This window comes from Martinezella rhizogenes (assembly GCF_007002745.1).
Taxonomy (GTDB): Bacteria; Pseudomonadota; Alphaproteobacteria; order Rhizobiales; family Rhizobiaceae; genus Agrobacterium; species Agrobacterium cucumeris.
On record NZ_SGNY01000003.1, the window covers coordinates 541,050 to 560,755 of the forward strand.

General features: G+C 58.0%; 21 protein-coding genes. All 21 read left to right on the forward strand.

Annotation, left to right across the window (positions count from 1 at the left end; genetic code table 11):
* Positions 1–142: 142 nt before the first annotated feature.
* Positions 143–793 carry a hypothetical protein gene (locus EXN68_RS12805; RefSeq protein ID WP_142841138.1) on the forward strand — a complete coding sequence of 217 codons (651 nt, stop codon included), beginning with the start codon at positions 143–145 and terminating at the stop codon, positions 791–793.
* A complete protein-coding gene (locus EXN68_RS12810) occupies positions 790–2,088 on the forward strand; it encodes a MotB family protein (RefSeq protein WP_142841140.1) in 1,299 nt (432 codons plus the stop codon). Before EXN68_RS12805 ends, EXN68_RS12810 begins: the two co-directional genes overlap by 4 nt.
* On the forward strand, positions 2,085–3,374 hold the full coding sequence (gene motC / locus EXN68_RS12815) for a chemotaxis protein MotC (RefSeq protein ID WP_142841142.1): 1,290 nt from the start codon (positions 2,085–2,087) through the stop codon (positions 3,372–3,374). Before EXN68_RS12810 ends, motC begins: the two co-directional genes overlap by 4 nt.
* Positions 3,371–4,732 (forward strand): flagellar hook-length control protein FliK, encoded by a 1,362-nt coding sequence (gene fliK, locus EXN68_RS12820; RefSeq protein ID WP_142841144.1) that lies wholly within the window; start codon positions 3,371–3,373, stop codon positions 4,730–4,732. Before motC ends, fliK begins: the two co-directional genes overlap by 4 nt.
* Positions 4,680–5,246, forward strand: a complete 567-nt coding sequence (locus EXN68_RS12825) for a lytic transglycosylase domain-containing protein (protein WP_046800596.1) — start codon at positions 4,680–4,682, stop codon at positions 5,244–5,246. The genes fliK and EXN68_RS12825 overlap by 53 nt, the downstream gene beginning before the upstream one ends.
* A 282-nt stretch (positions 5,247–5,528) precedes the next feature.
* On the forward strand, positions 5,529–6,200 hold the full coding sequence (locus EXN68_RS12830) for a response regulator transcription factor (protein WP_046800597.1): 672 nt from the start codon (positions 5,529–5,531) through the stop codon (positions 6,198–6,200).
* 105 nt (positions 6,201–6,305) lie between these two features.
* Complete coding sequence (locus EXN68_RS12835) at positions 6,306–7,610, forward strand: flagellar hook protein FlgE (protein ID WP_142841146.1); 1,305 nt, start codon at positions 6,306–6,308, stop codon at positions 7,608–7,610.
* A gap of 22 nt (positions 7,611–7,632) precedes the next feature.
* Positions 7,633–9,126, forward strand: coding sequence for a flagellar hook-associated protein FlgK (gene flgK, locus EXN68_RS12840; protein WP_142841147.1), 1,494 nt, complete (start codon positions 7,633–7,635; stop codon positions 9,124–9,126).
* Positions 9,127–9,129: 3 nt separating this feature from the next.
* Positions 9,130–10,233 (forward strand): flagellar hook-associated family protein, encoded by a 1,104-nt coding sequence (locus EXN68_RS12845; RefSeq protein WP_142841149.1) that lies wholly within the window; start codon positions 9,130–9,132, stop codon positions 10,231–10,233.
* Between the two features lie 34 nt (positions 10,234–10,267).
* Positions 10,268–10,612 (forward strand): flagellar biosynthesis regulator FlaF, encoded by a 345-nt coding sequence (gene flaF, locus EXN68_RS12850; RefSeq protein WP_045021979.1) that lies wholly within the window; start codon positions 10,268–10,270, stop codon positions 10,610–10,612.
* Positions 10,609–11,058: a flagellar biosynthesis repressor FlbT gene (flbT, locus tag EXN68_RS12855; RefSeq protein ID WP_046800601.1), complete on the forward strand. Its 450-nt coding sequence runs from the start codon at positions 10,609–10,611 to the stop codon at positions 11,056–11,058. The genes flaF and flbT overlap by 4 nt, the downstream gene beginning before the upstream one ends.
* Entirely contained in the window at positions 11,049–11,519 is a 471-nt protein-coding gene (gene flgD / locus EXN68_RS12860; protein ID WP_142841151.1) for a flagellar hook assembly protein FlgD, read from the forward strand. The genes flbT and flgD overlap by 10 nt, the downstream gene beginning before the upstream one ends.
* 48 nt (positions 11,520–11,567) lie before the next feature.
* On the forward strand, positions 11,568–11,834 hold the full coding sequence (locus EXN68_RS12865) for a flagellar biosynthetic protein FliQ (RefSeq protein ID WP_142841153.1): 267 nt from the start codon (positions 11,568–11,570) through the stop codon (positions 11,832–11,834).
* A 158-nt stretch (positions 11,835–11,992) separates the two neighbouring features.
* A complete protein-coding gene (flhA, locus tag EXN68_RS12870) occupies positions 11,993–14,080 on the forward strand; it encodes a flagellar biosynthesis protein FlhA (RefSeq protein ID WP_142841154.1) in 2,088 nt (695 codons plus the stop codon).
* Positions 14,077–14,832, forward strand: coding sequence for a flagellar biosynthetic protein FliR (gene fliR, locus EXN68_RS12875; protein WP_142841156.1), 756 nt, complete (start codon positions 14,077–14,079; stop codon positions 14,830–14,832). The genes flhA and fliR overlap by 4 nt, the downstream gene beginning before the upstream one ends.
* A 13-nt stretch (positions 14,833–14,845) precedes the next feature.
* Positions 14,846–15,265: a hypothetical protein gene (locus tag EXN68_RS12880; RefSeq protein ID WP_142841158.1), complete on the forward strand. Its 420-nt coding sequence runs from the start codon at positions 14,846–14,848 to the stop codon at positions 15,263–15,265.
* A 113-nt stretch (positions 15,266–15,378) separates the two neighbouring features.
* Positions 15,379–15,936 carry a rod-binding protein gene (locus tag EXN68_RS12885; RefSeq protein WP_046800607.1) on the forward strand — a complete coding sequence of 186 codons (558 nt, stop codon included), beginning with the start codon at positions 15,379–15,381 and terminating at the stop codon, positions 15,934–15,936.
* Between the two features lie 29 nt (positions 15,937–15,965).
* Positions 15,966–16,334, forward strand: a complete 369-nt coding sequence (locus EXN68_RS12890) for a hypothetical protein (RefSeq protein ID WP_046800735.1) — start codon at positions 15,966–15,968, stop codon at positions 16,332–16,334.
* Entirely contained in the window at positions 16,334–16,870 is a 537-nt protein-coding gene (locus EXN68_RS12895; RefSeq protein WP_046800608.1) for a flagellar basal body-associated FliL family protein, read from the forward strand. The genes EXN68_RS12890 and EXN68_RS12895 overlap by 1 nt, the downstream gene beginning before the upstream one ends.
* Before the next feature lie 199 nt (positions 16,871–17,069).
* Positions 17,070–17,768, forward strand: coding sequence for a WecB/TagA/CpsF family glycosyltransferase (locus tag EXN68_RS12900; RefSeq protein WP_142841159.1), 699 nt, complete (start codon positions 17,070–17,072; stop codon positions 17,766–17,768).
* An 88-nt stretch (positions 17,769–17,856) separates the two neighbouring features.
* A complete protein-coding gene (locus EXN68_RS12905) occupies positions 17,857–19,629 on the forward strand; it encodes a GumC domain-containing protein (protein ID WP_142841161.1) in 1,773 nt (590 codons plus the stop codon).
* Positions 19,630–19,706 lie beyond the last annotated feature (77 nt).

A 19,706-nucleotide genomic window follows, 5' to 3' on the forward strand; every position in this document is an offset into this window, starting at 1 on the left:
GCTGGATCGCATGGCGTGATCCGGCCGGAGTAATGGAAGAGACGGACAGGGTAGCAAGGATGACGGTGGTGCCGCCAAACGGCTTAAATCGCAGGCAAGGAAACATGTCTCGCCTCTCTGGCCAGTTTTGCCGGGGGCGTACATGAGCGCCTCCATTGCAAGATATCTCAAGGATTTCGGTGACAGCCAGCCCGCCGGGCTGGCGTTTGGCGATCCACTGGCGGATGCCGAGGGCATGTCCGGTTTCGGCGATGTCGCGGCCGGTTTCGATGAGTTCGAGACCGTCGATGTCGAAAGCGAAAAACAGGCTGCCTATGCCCGTGGCCGCGACGAGGCGACCCGCGAAATCACTGAGAAGATGCAGGCCGAGCGGGATGCTTTAGTGGCTTCCCATGCGGCCGAACTGGAGGCCCTGCGTTCCGTCTATCTCGAGGAGATCGCGGTTTTCCTGTCCCGTGGTCTGCGTGAGGGCATCGATGCGATCGCTTCCAATCTCAGCGAACAGACGGCCGGTATCCTTGCCCCGGTTCTGACGGAGGAGCTGTCGCTCAAGGCGGTTTCGGCGCTGGCGGATATGGTGCGCGCTTCCATGCCGGATGGCGAGGCTGTCACGATTGTCGTCAAAGGTCCCAGAGATTTGTTCGAACATTTGAAGGCCCAACCGGGCTTCGAAGAAGAAACGATGAAATTTACCGAGACCACGGACATCGACCTTTCCGTCGAACTGGGTGAAAGCGTGTTCGTGACCCGCATGTCGGCCTGGGCGTCCAGTCTTCGCAAGGTGATGAAATGAGTGAAGGCGAAAATCACCACCACGGCAAAAACGAGATCATCATCGTCAAACGCCACAAGGGCGGGCACGATGGCGCCCATGGCGGCGCGTGGAAAATCGCCTATGCCGACTTCATGACGGCCATGATGGCGTTCTTCCTCGTCATGTGGCTGGTCAATGCCGCCAATGAGGAGACCAAGGCCTCGGTCGCCAGCTATTTCAATCCGATAAAACTGTCCGATGAAAAACCCTCGTCCAAGGGGCTGGAAAAGCCCGTGGACAAGGAAGAGGGTGTCCAGAAAAAGGACCAGTCGAATATCAAGGCGGAAAAGGTGACCCAGGGCTCTGCCGCGGCGACGGGTGAGGACCTGACGTCCCAGACTGGCGAACAGTCGAATTTCTCGGAAGCCGACTTCTTCGAGAACCCTTATTCCGTGCTGGCGGAAATCGCCCAGCAGGTTGGGCAGCAGGCCAATGTCAGCGCCAAGGGCGAAGGCGGTGCTGCCGATTCCGGCCCGGCGACCGGCGCAAGCGGTGGTGAAGCCTATCGTGATCCCTTCGATCCCGATTTCTGGACCCAGCAGGTGAAGATCACCCGCGCCGACCAACAGCAGAACCCGACGGAGCCGCAGCAGACGGCCGAGAAGCAGCAGGATGCGGACAAGGATGCCGAAGCGGTGTTAGCTGCAGCGTCTCAAAAGCCCGCTGATCATTCGCAAGACGGCAAGCCGATGGAAATTGCCGCCGTTGTGCCGCAGCAGCGCCCGGACGCCACCGAGCAGGGCGCGCTCGTAAAATCTCAGCCGGATGAGAAACAAGCCGCGGATGAGAAGCAACCCACTGACGCCGAATGGCAAAAAGCCGACACGCTGCGCGAAGAAATCGAAAAGCAGATTTCAGGCATTACCGGCAGGCTCTCTGAAGGCCTGGTGGTGACGCCGGCCGAAGGCGGGTTGCTGCTGACCATTTCCGACCAGTCGGAGACGCCGATGTTCAACGTCGGGTCGGCCGTACCCCGGGGTGAAATGGTTCTGGCCATGGAAAAGATCGGCAAGTTGCTTCAGGAGCGTGGCGGCAGCGTGGTGATCCGCGGCCACACCGACGGACGGCAGTTCAAGGGTGAAGCCAATGACAACTGGCGGCTCTCCATGGATCGCGCGCACAGCGCCTATTACATGCTGGTGCGTGGCGGCCTGTCGGAAGAGCGGGTGAAACAGGTTTCGGGCTTTGCGGATCGCAGATTGCAGGTGCCGGCAGACCCTCTGGCGGATGCTAACCGCCGTATCGAAATCCTGCTTGAGGCCGATCGGGGGTGAGTGTGACGAAATCCTCGAAACGCTGGCTTTTTCTCGCGGCGACGCTTTGCGGTCTCGGTGCCGAGCCGATCAAGGCATTCTCGCAATCGCAAGACAGCCTCATGCCCTATGCCATGTTACGCTCCCTGCAATTCGTGCAGGATTCGGTTGCCATGGGCGACCATTCGGCAACGGAAATGCAGCGCTTCCTGCTCCAGACGATCGATGAGCGGCTTAAAAGTGCACCGTCGGCGATCTTCAAGGACCCGCGCAATGTCGATGCGGCGCTTGTCTATGCCATGAGCGGCGGCAATCCGGCGACGCTGGAATTGCTGGTCGCGCGCGATGTGGACGGCAATTTCGACAGTCGCGTCGCCGATATCCTGCGCAAGTACCTCTCGGGCAAGGGAACGCTGGTGGCGCAGAGCATTGCAGCCATGGTGCCCGAATACCGCGGTACGCGGATCGGCGCCTATCTGGCACTGATCGGCGGCAATGTGACGATCCCGCGTGATCCGCTGGCGGCCCTCGGTTTCTACGACATAGCCCGGCTCGAAGCGCCAGGCACCATCGTCGAGGAGGCTGCCCTTCGTCGCTCTCTGGCGATTGCGGTCGAAGACGGTGATGCGGCGCGCGGTGTTGATTATGCGCAGCGTTACGCGCGGCGCTTCCTGCATTCCCCCTATGCCAGCCAGTTTGCCGATCTTCTGGTCTCGCTGGTGGTCAAGCGGGCGGATTCCATCAGCGAGGAATCGATACAGGAAACATTCGCCATGATGGACACGGAGAGGCAGAAGGAAGCCTATCTGCGTCTCTCCCGTGTGGCGGCAATCAGCGGCAAGGACGGGCTGGCACGCATGGCGGCGCTGAAGGCGAAAGCTCTGTCTCCCGCCCTGCCGGACCAGCCGGAAGCGCAGGCAAATCTTTATGAAAGCCTTTCCAACATCGGCACGCCCGATGTGGTGAGTGCGATTGAGACAATCGTGCAGATCCCCGAAGGGCAGCTTTCAGATCGCGACAGGGCGCTGCGGGATGCAGCAAGGGCGATCGCCGAGCAAGTGGTTCGCCCACCCTCGTTACAGCCGGGGCAGCCCGGCGCCGAGGTCGGCGCTGCGACTACCGAGCAGGATGCCAGACAGAACCCATCCTCGAATGGGGCAGCTGGCACTGGCGAAAAGAGCATATGGCGGGTTGAAACCCACAAGGCGGACGATGAGGGCGAGGATGTGCGGCAACTCGTAACGAGCGGCCGCAGCAAGCTTGATGAAATCGACAGCCTGTTGAAGAAAGGCGAGGGGGCACCATGATCGACGGAACCATCAACGCGATAGTGAATGCGCCGTATAATGATCCGCGTGCCGGCAGCGCCGCTGTCAGGGACGATGCCAAGGGCGGAAGTTTCGGCGAGGCCCTGTCCACCGTTCGCGATGAGCGCCCAACGCAGGCACCGCATTCCCGCCATCAGCAGGAAGCAGGTTCGGCTGAGGAGCAGCACGCGCAGCCAGAAGGTGGCGAAGAGGAAACGAAGACGCCGGTGAAGCGGCCTTCGACCTTCCTGAATGTAATCGGCAACGACCATTCCGCAGAAGGCCGCAGCCATGAGATGGCAGGCGAACTTCAGAACGCGGGGAAACCGGCGCGCACATCGGTCGAAAACGGCAAGACCGGCAAGAAGCTCAAGGACGACGCCGACAAGGATACGGAAACGACGGTGGATGCCATTGATCCGAAACTGGCGGATCTGAATAAGATCGCGACCAATGTCGGCGATATCGCAACAGCCAAGACACCGCTTGAGGAAATCGCGCAGGCGATCGCCGGCAAGGCCGATCCGGTCAAGTCCGACAGGACCGAGACTGTCCGTGGCAAGACGGAGCCTTCGCCCAAGGACATGCCAACACGAGCCGAGCTTGCTGGCAATGAGGCCGAATCCGGCTCGGATAGTGAAAACGGTGCTTCGGCATTCCGCTTCGCCTCCGCGCGCTCCGGCACGTCCCGTGCACTCGATATGAGCACGGTTCAGCGTGAAGGCCGCGTTGAGTTTGATGCCCGGGAAAGCACCGGCAAGGCGGCCGATACCATAACAGTGCTCGATTCACGGCGGTTTATCGGCCTGGCGCCATCGACCAACGCATCGGCACTGACCGGTCTCATCGCCAATGATCCGGAATGGGTCAGCGCCATGCAGCCCGGTTCGGCGCTTTCCAACGCCGCTGCCCAGAGCAGCACAGGCAAGGTTGTCCATACGCTGAAGCTGCATATGACGCCGATCGAGCTTGGATCGGTGACGATGTCACTGCGTCTGGCCGGTGACGAGCTCGCCGTTCACATGACGGTGGAGAGCGTTGCGGCCTATAAAAAGCTTCAGGAAGACAGCAAGAGCATTCTTGATGGCCTGAAAGCGCAGGGTCTGACGGTCGATAACATCACCATCAGCATCTCTTCTTCCGACAAGAGTGACCAAACGGGCACACAAGGCAACAATCAGCAAAATCAGCAGGCGCAGCAGCAGGGCCAGCAGGCAGCTGCGGGCCGCAACCGTGACGAGTCCGGCGCACGCGATGGCCGGCAAGGCAATGGTGATAATTTGGGGGTGCATAATGAAGGCATGGATGGCGCTCTCGGCTCTGGCCGTTCTTCTGCTGACAATGGCGTCTACCTCTGAAAAAGCCTCGGCTTCGGCAACATCAGGTGTCTGTGAAAGGGAAATCCAGTCCGCCGCCCGCAAATATGGCGTGCCGGAGGGAATTCTCTATTCCGTTGGCCTGACCGAGACGGGCCGTAAGGGGCGGCTTGACCCCAATGCCATGAATATTGAAGGAAAACCGGTATTTGCCGCATCCACGGAGGAGGCATTGACCACTTTCGAGGCGGCGAAGCGCAATGGCGCCAAGCTGATCGACCTCGGATGCATGCAGATAAACCACTATTTTCACGGCGAAAACTTCACATCCGCGCGCGAAATGTTCGACCCGCGCCGCAATGTCGAATATGCCGCCATGTTCCTGCGCAACCTCCATAACAGGCATGAAACCTGGACCATGGCGGTTGCCCGTTACCATGCCGGTCCGAACAATGACCCCGCGCAGAAGAAATATGTCTGTCGGGTCATCGCCAATCTGGTGGCGACCGGTTACGGAAAATGGACTGCCAACGCGAAAAATTTCTGCGACGGATAACAACCTGAAATTGTCTTTAAGGGTCGTAGGACTCGTAATTTGAAATGTGGCGATAGATTGATCAAAAAAAGGCGTTGCAAGCGGTTTTTTCGGATTTTTAAAATTTTTACACAAAAATTTTGTGCCATATATGGTTAACAACCACTATATATAGATCAAATCGGCACAAAATAGTTAATCAATTATTAATAACTATCGATGATTTCCTACAGTTGTCGCTGAATCCCCCGATTCTTATCAATGCCTCATTGGAAAACACCACACTGATTCGGAGGCGGACGAATGATCGTAGTGGTTGATGAGCGCGAGCTCGTTAAAGACGGCTATACATCTCTATTTGGGCGTGAGGGCATCCCCTCAACCGGGTTCGATCCGGTTGAATTCGGGGAATGGGTCTCGACGGCGGCGGAAAGCGATCTTGCGGCCGTGGAGGCCTTTTTGATCGGCCAGGGCGACCGGAGCTTCTCTTTGCCGAAGGCGATCAGGGATCGCACGACGGCGCCGGTTATCGCGGTCAGCGACCAGCCCTCGCTGGAATCGACGCTGGCACTGTTCGACAGCGGCGTCGACGATGTCGTGCGCAAACCGGTTCACCCCCGTGAAATCCTGGCGCGTGCGGCGGCGATCCGTCGCCGGCTGCAGGTCATCTCCAACTTCACCGATGCCGGACCTATCCGGGTTTTCTCCGATGGCCGTGATCCGGAAGTCGGTGGTGAAGTATTTCCCTTGCCGCGCCGCGAGCGCCGCATCTTGGAATATTTGATCGCCAATCGCGGACGACGCGTCTCCAAGACGCAGATTTTCAATGCCATCTACGGCATCTTCGATGACGACGTCGAAGAGAATGTCGTCGAAAGCCACATCAGCAAGCTGCGCAAGAAACTGCGCAAGAAGCTCGGCTACGACCCGGTCGATTCCAAGCGGTTCCTCGGCTACAGCATTGATTGGCAATGATCTTCATTGACCCGCGTGGTCTTTTTCAAACGCGGTATTTCAGACAGCTTCACGCAAGCCAAACGCTTTACCTTCTCCCTGAAAGATGACCACGAGGGTTTTTGAATGAGTATTTTCGGCACTATGCGAACCGGTGTGTCCGGCATGAATGCGCAGGCGAACAAGCTGGGCACCGTGGGCGACAACATCGCCAACGCAAGCACCACCGGCTACAAGCGCGCATCGACGTCGTTCTCCTCGCTCGTTCTGCCCTCTTCGTCGGGCAGCTATGCCTCCGGCGGCGTGCAGTCCAACGTACGCTACAGCATTTCGGAGCAGGGCAACCTCTCCTACACCACCTCGAGCACCGATCTTGCCATCCAGGGCAACGGGTTCTTCGTGGTTCAGGATGGTGCAGGCACGCCTTACCTCACACGCGCCGGTTCCTTCGTGAAGAATGCCGAAGGTTATCTGGAAAACGCAGCGGGCTTCCAGCTGATGGGTTACCCCTACGGCTCCAACCCACCGGCTGCCGTCGTTAACGGCTTTACAGGTCTTGAGGCCATCAACGTCAACAACTTCGGTCTGACGGCGTCGCCCTCGACGCAGGGTAGCTTCCCGGCCAACCTTAATCGTGACGAAGCAATCGTACCGACGGGTTCGCGCCCCAGTGACAACGTCGCAACCGCAAAGATCGGCGCAAAGACATCGCTGACGGCATTCGACAGCGGTGGTGCCAAAGTCCTTTACGATTTCTATTATACGCGCATCGACAATGACACGTCCGGCAATCCGCAATGGGAAGTGTCGGTCTATCGTCAGGATCAGTCGACGAATGGCGGTTTCCCGTATACGGCAACACCGGCTGCAAATCTGGTGCAGGAGAAGGTAACGCTGGTCTTCGATCCGGCGACCAACAAGCTGAAAACCGGAACCCCTGCATCTCCGACATCCATCACCATCGACGACCAGGTCAGCGGCGTAGCGCAGTCGATCAAGATCGATCTGTCCGAAATGACGCAGTTCTCCTCGAAGTTCACGCCCGGCACCGCGATCCTGAACGGTAATGGTCCGAGCCAGATCAAGGATGTCGAAATCGGCAAGGACGGTGTGGTGACCGCGGTTTACCAGGATGGTGGCCGCCGCAACATCTACCAGCTGGCGCTGGCAACCGTGCCGAGCGTCGACAACCTCAGCCCGCAGAACGGCAACGTCTATCTGCCCAGCAACGAGTCGGGCGTCGTTACCATCGGTTTCGCGCAGACGGGCAGCTTCGGTTACATCCAGAAGGGTGCACTGGAAGGCTCAAACGTCGATATCGCCAGTGAACTCACCGACATGATTGAATCCCAGCGTATCTATACCGCGAATTCGAAGGTCTTCCAGACTGGATCGGATTTGATGGATGTCCTGATCAATCTGAAGAGATAGTAATTCCTACGAGGACAGATGAATGTCGCTCACGTCAGCAATGAATACTGCGCAGTCGATTTTCAATAATACAGGTAAGCAGACAGACGTTACTTCGAAGAATATTGCCAATGTCGGCAATGCGAATTACGTCAAGCGAACCGCCATTCTCGGCACGACCATGGCCGGAGCGAGTATCGTCTCCAATGGCCGTGCCCAGAATGAAAGTCTTCTCAGGCAGACGATCTCCAGCGCCTCGCTGGCCACCGGTCAGAACACCGTTCTGACCGGCCTTGAGGAGATGAAGAGCATTTTCGGCGGCAACAATTATGAAAGTTCGCCGTCCACCTACATGAAGGAATTGCTGAAGAGCCTGAGCGGTTACGCCGCCAAGCCGAGCAATGCTGCCCTTGCGGCAACGGCTGTGACCTCGGCTGCGGATGTCGCCAGTTCCCTGAACAAGGCGTCTTCCGAATTGCAGGCGATGCGTCTGCGTGCCGACAAGGAAATCTCCCTTCAGGTCGACAAGCTGAACGGCCTGCTTGCAAAATTCGAGGAAGCCAATAACGAGGTCAAGGCGCAGACGGCGATCGGCGGTGATCCGAGCGACGCCCTTGATCAGCGTGAGACCCTGTTGAAGGACATTTCGTCCATCATCGGCATCAATGTCGTCAATCGTCCAAACAACGATGTGGCGCTTTACACGACGGAAGGCGCGACCCTCTTCGAGGTGGTGCCGCGCAAGGTCACCTTCAAGGCGCAGCCGGGCTACGATGCGACGACCACTGGCAATGCGATCTATGTGGACGGCGTGGCGCTCAAGGCCGGCAATGGCAGCAACACGACGGCGGAAGGATCACTGCAGGGTCTGATGCAGGTTCGCGACGATCTGGCGCCGACCATGCAAAGCCAGCTCGACGAAATCGCCCGTGGCCTGATCTCCATGTTTGCGGAAAAGCCGATCACGCAGCCGGCACCGCCCGCGACGCCCCTGACGGCGAAACCTGGCCTCTTCACATGGGCGGGAGCAACGGCCACAAGCGAAATTCCTCCCGCTGGCGTTATCGTTCCGGGACTTGCTGCCAGCATTAACGTCAACTCCGCGTTAATTATTTCGAAAGGTGGAAACCCGGAATTGTTGCGCGACGGCGGCATCAACGGTACCGCTTATATTGTCAATACCACAGCTACGGGCGGCACTGGCTTTTCCGCCCTGATCGACAGCTATGTGACCGCATTCGACGCGCCCATGAATTTTGCCGCGTCGACACGTATCGATACGAATACCAGCATCTTGAAATACGGCACCAACTCGATGGGTTGGCTCGAACAGGAACGATCCGGCGCGACTTCGGCGAACGAAGCGAAAAGTGCGCTCTATGAGCGCTCCGCGGCCTCCTATTCGAACAACACGGCGGTGAGCCTGGATGAGGAGCTGTCGTTGCTCATGGATATCGAGCAGTCTTACAAGGCAGCCACCAAGCTGGTGACCACCGTCGATGAAATGCTCAAGTCCTTGATGGACATGGTGAGGTAAAAGATGAAAACGTCATTCATTTCATCGCTGGCGATGCAGAACAGCATGCGCAGCACCATCCTCAAGGCCCAGCTTGAGATGACCAAGCTCAATACCGAACTGACAACGGGCAAGCATGCGGATCTCGGCGTCACGCTCGGCGCGAATACGGCCCGCAGCCTCGATCTCAATCGGGATGTGGAGCGGATTTCGTCGCTTGTCACGGTCAATTCCTTTGCGACGCAACGTCTTGAATCGTCGCAGACCGCATTGGACGGCATGGCAAAGGCCGCCCAGGAAATCCTCGGCGTTCTGGTGCCTAATACGAGCAGCGCGCAGCCCACGCTTGCCACCGTCAACCAGAAAATCACCAATGCGCTCAACAATTTCACCAGCTTCGCGAACACTGCCGTTGATGGCGAATATCTGTTTTCCGGTACGAATACGGATGTGAAGCCGGTCGATGACTATTTCGCCGATGGTTCGACGCTGAAGACCGCTTATAATGATGAGCTGAACCATTTCATGGCGACGCAGACGCCGCCGGTCGGAAGCATCGCCAACCTGTCCAAGGATCAGGTCAACGCATTCATGACCCATATGGAAGGCGTATTCAACGGCACCACGACGGTCACCAATCCGCCGCATAGCAGTCTTGCCACCGGTCAGAACGTTGATTTCTGGACGACGTTCGGCTCCAAGGCCAGCGACACCAACATGACGAGCCGGATCAGCCAGAACGAAGTGATCGAGACATCGACCAACAGCAATTCGCAGGGCATGCGTTATTTCGCGATGACGGCAATGACGGCGATGACCTTCCTTGATGACAAGGTTCCGAGCGATGTCCGTGAAGCTGTCGCCACCCGCGCGGTTACGACAATCGGTACCGCAATCGACGGTTTGAACCAGCAGGCCAGCGGCCTCGGTCTCTCTCAGGAACGTGTCAAGAAGTCGAACGACTCTTTGGCGGCGCAGAAGAAGATCATCGAGACGCATCTGCTGGATATCGAAGGTATCGATACCTACGAAGCGAAGACCCGTCTCGACCTGCTGCAGCAGCAGATCGAAATCGCCTACAGCCTGACGTCGCGTCTGCAAAAAATGAGTCTGGTGAACTACCTCTGATGAACAGGGGTGGCGGCAGATAAAGGATACATGAATGTACCAGTTTTCCTACGCCGAAATCATGGAGGATGGTGTCGCAGACGCGAAGGATCGCGAGCGACAGGCGTTGACCAAATCGATCGAATTGCTTGTGGAAGCGAAGGATTCGTCCTCCCAGCGCCATACGATCGAAGCACTTTTTTACACTCGGCGGGTCTGGATCCGCTTCATTGAGGACCTCAAGCAGCCGGACAACCAACTGGCTATGGAGCTGAGGGCCAATCTGATCTCGATCGCGATCTGGATTTTGAAAGAGTGCGAACTGATCCGGAAACGTCAGTCGACGAATTTCCAGGGCATAATTGACGTGACAACCATCATCAGGGATGGACTGAAATGAAAAGTACACTTCGAATCTCGCTGAAATCAGGCGAAAAGATTTTCATCAACGGTGCGGTTTTGCGGGTGGATCGCAAGGTGGCGCTCGAATTCCTGAACGATGTCACGTTCCTGCTTGAAAACCACGTGCTGCAGCCGGAGCAGGCGACAACGCCGCTGAGGCAGCTTTATTTCATCGCGCAGATGATCCTCATCAACCCGGAAGGGCGTGAACAGTCTACGAACATGTTCCGCAAGTCCGTGAGCATGCTGCTGAACTGCTTCCAGCATGATGAGATATTGGCGGAACTCAAGCGGATCGACGGGCTGGTTGCCTCGGGCAAGGCTTTTGAGGCGCTGAAGGCCATTCGCGGTCTTTATCCGACCGAGGAAAAAATCCTCAACAATCAGGAAATGACCCCCGCAACGATCGAACAGATTCGCAAGGAGATCGCACCATGGCGGTAGATGCAGTCAACTCGGCAGCCTCTAACCCCTGGGCCAATGCCGGGGCGAGCAGCAATGACAAGAACGCAGCTTCGCTGAACTACGACAGCTTTCTGAAGCTCCTCATCGCCCAGATGAAGAACCAGGATCCGACCAGCCCGATGGATGCCGGTCAGCAGATGTCGCAGCTGGCAAGCTTCTCGCAGGTTGAGCAGACGATCAAGACCAACACCCATCTGAAGAGCATGCTGCAGGCCGAAGCCCTGACGCGCGCTTCCGATCTGGTCGGCAAGACGGTCAAAAGCGCCGACGACAAGGTTACCGGTGTGGTGAAGGAAGTCGAGGTCTATTCGGACGGCGTTGTCGCCATTACCGAAGCTGGTGACAAAGTGCTGCTGCAGGCCGGTGTGAGCTTCTCGAACGGCCCGATCGAGACTAAACCTGAAGGTGGTACCGATTCGGATAAGCCTGCCGATTCGTGATAATGTAGGGGCGGTATGATGCCGCCCTTCTGAATAAAGGATGCGACGATGAACGAGGCCGATGCGCTTGATATCATGCAGGCAGCAGTCTGGACTGTTCTCGTCGCGGCCGGTCCGGCCGTTCTGGCCGCCATGATCGTCGGTGTCGCCATTGCCTTCATACAGGCCCTGACCCAGGTTCAGGAAATGACGCTGACATTTGTTCCCAAAATCGTCACGATCATGCTCGTGCTTGGCATCGCCGCCCCCTTCGTGGGTGCGCAGATCGCCCTTTTTTCCAATCTCGTCTTTTCGCGCGTCCAGTCCGGCTTCTGATATCCGCGCGCTGCGGATGCCACCCTCGCGCAAGCTTCAGCGACTAGTGATAGGCTGAAGCATCGGACCGAATTGCGCGCGCAATTTCGAAAAGCCGGTGCCGCGAACCGTGCGGCGGCTTTTCCGTCGCCCTTCTCATGAAGAGACAGGACGATTTTATGGCGCAACCACCAGTCATCTCCTTGCCCAAGGTAAGTCCGAGCATGCGGGATATCGGTTTCGCATTGGGCATCATTGCGATCCTTTGCGTTCTGTTCCTGCCCATTCCGGTCATGCTGGTGGATATCGGGCTGGCCTTTTCCATCGCGCTCTCCGTCCTCATCCTGATGGTGGCACTGTGGATCCAGCGGCCGCTGGATTTCTCGTCTTTCCCGACCGTGTTGCTGATCGCGACCATGATCCGCCTGTCGCTGAACATTGCGACGACGCGTGTCATTCTTTCGCATGGCAACGAGGGACCGACGGCGGCGGGTGGCGTGATTGCCGGCTTTTCCAGCCTTGTCATGTCGGGCGACTTCGTCATCGGTCTGATCGTCTTTCTGATCCTGATCACCGTCAACTTCATCGTCATCACCAAGGGTGCTACGCGTATCGCCGAAGTTGGCGCCCGCTTCACGCTGGATGCCATTCCCGGCAAGCAGATGTCGATCGACGCGGATTTGTCCGCCGGCATCATCGATGAAAAGGAAGCGCAGCGCCGTCGCCGCGAACTGGAAGAGGAAAGCTCCTTCTTCGGCTCGATGGACGGTGCCTCGAAATTCGTCCGCGGCGATGCGATCGCCGGCCTCATCATCACCGCGATCAATATTTTCGGCGGCATCATCATCGGTTACTTCCGCCACGGCATGCCGATCGGCGAAGCGGCGGATGTTTTCGTCAAGCTTTCGGTCGGTGATGGTATCGTCTCGCAGATCCCGGCCCTTATCGTCTCGCTGGCGGCCGGCCTTCTGGTGTCGCGCGGCGGTACCGCCGGCTCGACGGATCAGGCCGTCGTCAATCAGCTGAGCGGCTATCCGCGCGCTTTGATGGTCTCGGCCATGCTGATGGGACTGCTGGCGATTATTCCGGGTCTTCCCTTCCTGCCCTTTATCTTCCTCGGCGGCATCATGGCCTTCGGCAGCTGGTATATTCCGCGCCAGGCCGAAGCCGAAAACGCGCTCCGCCGTCAGGAGGAGGCGAACAAGGTTCTCCAGACCACCGAAGCGGAAAAGGATTCGGTCAAGCAGGTGCTGAAAACCGCCGAGATCGAGCTGGCGCTCGGCAAGCAGGTTTCCACCCGCCTTCTCGGCGCGCATCAGGAACTGGCCTTCCGCGTCGGCAAGATGCGTAAGAAATTTGCGACCCAATACGGTTTCGTCGTGCCGGAGATCAAGGTCTCCGACGACATCATGATCCCGGAAAAGGCTTACCAGATCCGCGTCCACGGCACGACCATCGCGTCGAGCAATCTACGTGTCGGCGATGTTCTCGTGGTGACCGGGGCAGGACGCAAGCCGAGCATTCCCGGCGACGAAATCCGCGAACCAGCATTCGGCATGCCGGCCGTCTCGATCCTTGAAACCTTTACCGAGGATCTGAAGCGCGAAGGTTTCCATCCGATTGACAACGTCTCTGTCGTGCTGACGCATCTGAGCGAAGTCATTCGCAACAACCTGCCGCAGCTTCTGTCCTACAAGGACGTCAAGATCCTGATCGACAGGCTCGATCCGGAATACAAGAAGCTGGCCGACGAAATCTGCTCGTCGCATATGTCCTATTCCGGTCTGCAGGCGGTTCTGAAATTGCTGCTCGCCGAACGCGTGTCGATCCGCAACCTGCATCTCATTCTGGAAGCCGTCGCGGAACTTGCACCGCATGTGCGCAAGACGGAACAGATCGTCGAACATGTGCGGGTGCGCATGTCGCAGCAGCTCTGCGGCGATCTCGCCGACAATGGCGTGCTGCGTGTCCTGCGCCTCGGCAACAAGTGGGACATGGTCTTCCATCAGGCGCTGAAGCGCGACCAGAAGGGCGAAATCGTCGAATTCGATATCGATCCCCGCCATCTCGAGGAGTTTTCGGAGCAGGCTTCGAAAGTTATCCGTGAATTCATGGATCGCGGACTGCCCTTTGTCCTTGTAACCTCGCCGGAAACGCGGTCCTATGTGCGCATGATTATCGAGCGACTCTTTGCGACCCTACCGGTTCTTTCACATGTGGAACTGGCCAAGGGGCTGGAGATCAAGATCCTGGGCGCCATTTCATGATAACCGACCCGCAAGGGACAATTATCGCATTGTTCCTTGCCATTTGCCGTATCGGCGCCTGTTTCATGACCATGCCGGGCTTTTCCAGCTCGCGCATATCACCGCAAATCCGCATGCTGCTGTGCGTTGCGGTGTCCATGGCGCTTCTGCCGGTGCTGTGGGATACGATCTATCCGAAAGTCTCCGGCGCAAGCCAGGCCACGGTCGTCGGCCTCATCTTCACCGAGGTCGTCATCGGTGCGATGTATGGCTTGATCGCGCGGTTTTACACGCTCGGTTTCCAGTTCACGGGTGCGCTCATAGGCGCCTCCATCGGTCTCAGCGCCCCAGGCGGTGCGGATGTCATCGAAGAGGTGCAGGAAAACCAGATATCCAACTTCATCACCTTCGGCGGCCTGCTGGTGCTGTTCATGCTGGATTTCCACCATATCGTCCTTAAAGCGCTGGTTGATTCCTATACCGCCACGCCGGTCGGGGCGCTTATCAGCGGCCAGAAGATGCTGATCACGCTCACCGATACGCTCAGGGCATCGTTCTCCATCATGCTGCGGCTTGCCAGCCCCTTCGTGATCTACGGCCTGATGTTCAACGTTGCGGTCGGTCTCATCAACAAGCTGGCGCCACAGATTCCGGTTTACTTCATCTCGACGCCTTTCGTTCTGGCGGGCGGTCTTTTCATGCTTTATTTGTCGGTCGCGGCCCTCATCCGTCAGTTCGTGGACGGTTTCGGCCCGGTCTTCATCGGTTTTTGATCTGGAGAAAGCCATGGCTTCGGACAAGCGCTCGGCAAAACTCAAGCGTCTGGTAACGGTCCAGCGCCACATGGAAAAAATGGCCGAGGTGGAACTGGCCGATACCACCCGCGTGCGTACCGAAGTGGCGCAATCCATGGATAACGTGCTGGAGGCCATGAGTTCCATGGAGCCGGTACATCAGACGTTTTCCAGACATTATTCGGATCGTTACGGCCGCCTTGTCGTCAAGGACCGCCAGCTTGCCGGCGTGCAGCAATTGCAGGAAAACAAGGTGCTGAAGGAAAAGACCAAGGCAGACCGGCTTGAGGACAGAATGCACATTGCCCGCGATCTCGAGGACCGCGAAGCCGACGACAATGCAATCTATGATCTGCTTGAAATGACAAACGCATCCCGGACACCAGCCTCCAGCAAGGTTGGCGATCCATAGTCCGTTCCATTGTTGCATCGCGGGCGTTCGAAAGACGTCTCCGGCGATGTTTCTTGATTGAACGGACGCGTCGGCTTCCATGCCACACGTTCGTCAGCTCGGGAGATCGGGACGTGGCGATATCGGTGATAAGTGATCTGGTGATGGATGTGGTGCGCGCTGCGGACCCCCAGGAAGTACAGATCGCCCAGGAAAAACTCAAAGCGAACAAGGCGGCCTTCGCCGCAACCAGCCTTGCAGATGCGGGCAAGGGCTTTGGCGCCGCCGTTGATATGCTGGATGGCGCCTCTTCGAAGGCGGGCCTTGGCGACACCAATATTCGCTCCGCGCGCACGGAGATTCCTGAGACTTACCGGAAATATGAAGCCTCGGTTCTCCAGACCTTCGTTGCCAACATGCTGCCGAAAGACAGCGAGGAAGTGTATGGCAAGGGTAATGCCGGCGAAATCTGGAAGAGCATGATGGCGGAACAGTTTGCCGACACGATCTCCAGAAATGGCGGCGTCGGCATAGCCGAACAGGCCTACAAGGATGCGTTGAGGAAAGCCGAAAGCAAAGGCATCACCGACGTGTCGATGAATGAAAAAGACCATAATGCTGCAATTCGGATGGTGGCGGAGTTCGAGCGGCAGGTCCTCGGCGTTTCCAATGATAAAACGGACGAGGCTTGAGAATGAAAAACCTTAACGAGGAGACAAGCATGGACCTTATGTCGAACGACCACCGTATCCAATCCGTTCTCGGCCGCCTTGAGATGATCATCGACAATGAGAACGATAATATCGGTAAGGATCCGCAATTCGACTTCAAGGTTTCCAACGCCCATAAAAGCCGTTGCCTGTATGAACTCACCATGCTGTTTCGCGACACACCGCGCGAAGACATCGCCGGTGGTTATCTGGAGCAGGTGAAGGGCATCAAGTCCAAGCTCGCGACCAATGCCAGCCGCGTCGAGGCGCATCTGAACGCGGTTCGCGCTGTTGCGGACCTGCTCAAGAACGCCATCCAGGAAGCCGATACGGACGGCACCTATTCGCAGGAACAGTTCATGTACGGTGCCGCCTCCTGATGTTGAAGCTTCTTCTCACCGGCGTCTGGGTTTGCGCCGTCACGCTCGGCGCGGTGTATTTCTCCGTCCAGATGGCGACGGCGCCGGGAGATGAGGCGGGCGAGAAAAAGACCAATCTGCAATTGGTCAAGGGTGAAAGCATCACCATTCCCGTCATCAATGATGGCGGGGTGAACGGTTATTTCCTCAGCCGTATTTCGCTGCGTGTCGACAAGGACAAGATGGCGAAGATCGAATTGCCGGCCACGCAGCTGATGACCGACGAATTGTTCACGCTTCTGGCGGGTTCTTCCATGGTCAACATCGCCAATATTTCCACCTTCGATCCCGAGGCTTTCAAGCAGCGCATCCGCGAGGGGCTGAACAAGAGGCTCGATGACGAGGTGGTCGAGGATGTGCTGATCGAGCAGCTGGATTATCTGTCGAAGGCAGATATTCGCGAGCAGAATGGCAATGGCACGCCCCGTTCGGTCAAGATCGTCGAGGGCGAGAAGGCCGAGGCTGGAAAAGAAGCGGCTGCCGCGCCCAGCCACTGACGTCGCAGGGCGCGGCTCACGCGTCCGCCGACGGGCGGTTTTCTGGTCTGGTTAACCGTTCCTTGTCACGCGCCCGAATATTCGAGCGATTGCTTTCAGCATAACTTCAACCTGCACCTGTATAAACAAATCCATGAGCCGCCGTCCCGCCACCATGCGCTGGATCGGTGGAGATGGATTTGGCATTCGGGGGTTGGCAATGAATTTCGCGGCAGGTTTTGCGCGGCCGGGATCGCAACGGAATATCCACGGGCTGCGTGTCTGTGATCTCGACTGGAATGGGGCGCTGGAACTGGTCAGCGGCCGGGCTTCGGCTTGCGAAGGGCACACGATGCTCTCCTTCCTCACCATAGATAAAGCCAAACTGTCTCTCAAGGATATCGCTTACCGCGAGATTCTGGAAAGCTGCCTGCTTCTGCCGCAGGGCAAGGCGATGAATGCCGCCGCCCGTGTGGAAAATGGCAAACCTCTGTCCGCTGCCATCGACGACGTCGCTTTCGTCATGGCGCTTCTGACCTATATGGCGGTGCCGAAACGGATCGGTGTTGCCGGCGACGATGCGGCGCAGCTCAGTGAAGTGCTGGCAAAGCTGCGTGCCCACGCGCCGTGGCATGATTTCGTGATGCTGGGTCGGGATGCCTCGGGGGTTAAGGTCGATGTTCTGCTTGCCGGCATGAGCGGTGAAAATCAGGAAAAATGGTTGCACCGAACTGTCAGCCGTCAGGATGTGCGCGTCGCGATCGCGGTCGGTTCATTGTTCAAGGTCTTGTCGTCCGAAGTGGCGGGCATGCCGGAAATCTTCCGCAAGCTGCATATGAGCTGGCTTTACAGCCTCTGCGCGGAACCCTGGCACATTGCACTCGGCAAAGCTGAGACGGGTTCGCGGAGCCCGCGTTAACCATTTGTTTGCCACGATCCTTTAACCTCTCGTAAGGTTTTGACAGTCGCCCGTTGCGGGCGGCACCGAGGGTGGCAGACGGCTTCAGATGGTTGATAACAGTCCGGACATGATGGCGACCCGTCCCGACGAGGACGATTTTGCCGTGCCCCCGTCGCAATGGCGCAGGCATTGTCTGCGGCTTCTGACGGCTGGTTGCGTCGTTGCCGCCACCGTTACCGGCGCGGCTCTTCCGTTGCTGCTGATCGATTCCGGTTTTCGCGGATATGTGTCGCAGGCCCGGATCGAGATCACCCAGACGTCCTATGACGCGCCCGATGCGGCCCGTTTTCTGGCGATGGCACGACGTACCCTGTTATCTCCCGCCGGGCTTGACCGGGTCAGCAGCGATCTGAAGCTGAAACCCACCGATATGGTCGGCGTTCGCAATCAGGGTGAGCTTGGCCTGCTCGTTGATCTTTTGACAGGCGCGGACACACGTCCGCTTTCCCCGCGAGAAGCATTGAATGGCGCAGTGGGTGAGGCGATCCGGCTGGAACTGACGCCGGATGAAAATACGCTGATCGTGACCGCAAAGGCCGCGACGCCGGAAAGCGCGATGCGGCTGACCGATTATCTGTCGATGCGGGTCATGGCGGATGGCAAGGCCGGCACCATGACGCCCGCCATGCGTGAGACGGAGCGAGCGCGCAAAAGACTGGACGAAGCGGAAGCGGCATTGAACGGCTTCCAGATGCGCCATGGCGATGCCGTTCTCTCTGAGGTGCACGAGCTCGAGCAGCAGTTGCACGACGTAAACGACGGTCTTGCGGGCAGCACGCAGCATCAGCAGTCGCTTCAGGCGGATTTGGCGGTGGCCTCTGCCCTCAAGCCGAATGACATTTTGTCGAAGCCCTTGCCGTCCGGCGTGGCTTTCGCAGCGCTTGAGGATATCAGGCAGAAACACGCGACCGCCAGCATGGCGCTTGCCAGTGTCTCGGTTGATTATGGCCCGAAACACCCGCGCCGCATCGCCGCCCAGAATGCGGTGGATGCCGTACAGGCGCTGGCAGCTCCCGCATTGCGCCAACTGGTTGAAGGTCTGCGGGTGGATGAAAAGCGCATCGCCCAGGAGATTGCGACCGCGAATGGCGAGCGTAAGAAGCACCTTGACCGCTTAGAGGCTCTGGGCGTCGCCCCCGGTGAGCTTTCGCGATTGCAGGCTGAGCTTGAGACAGCGAGAAATGCCTATCTGGAAGCGAGTGAGCGCCGCGATCTGTCTTCTTCCTCCACGCCCGCCATCGAGACCCGCCTTGCAAAGAAGGCCGGACCGGGCGAACTGTCGCGTGATCTGACGCAGGCGGCGATGATGGCAGGTGGCGGCGGCCTGATCGGTCTGCTGGGCGGCCTCTATCTCCTGAGCTATCGCCGCCATGACGAGGAGCAGGAGGACGCGCTGTTCGTCGAAAATGAAGCGCAACTTCCCGCTTCCATGGACGGGCCAGAGCAATCGCTGCAATTTTCCGAATTCGAGCAAATCGAGCCGGCGGTTTTCGATGATCTGGAAGAGCTTGCCGCGGAAGATCATGTCCAGCCTGAAGACGCCTTCGCTGACTATTATGGCGAGGCTGCAAATGATGCCGATGATATGCCGCTGAACGAGCGCGTGCGGCAGGTGCTGATGGGTAACCGAACGGTCAGAAGCGCCACCCAAATGTCGCCTGACCTTCCGCCATTGCTCAGTGAAGCCCTTGCAGGGCACTTCGATCATGAACAGGCCGAAGCCGAGGAATTGGCGGAATTGAGACGCGAGCTGGCGCATCTGAAGGAGCGTCTCGCCGATTACGCCGATCACCAGGACGACTACCGTAAAACTGCCTGACGAGGCTGTATTTTTGCTTGCATTCCTGCAAAGGGGGCACCATACGGGGCCAACGTAATCCAGCAGGAGCAAGACGC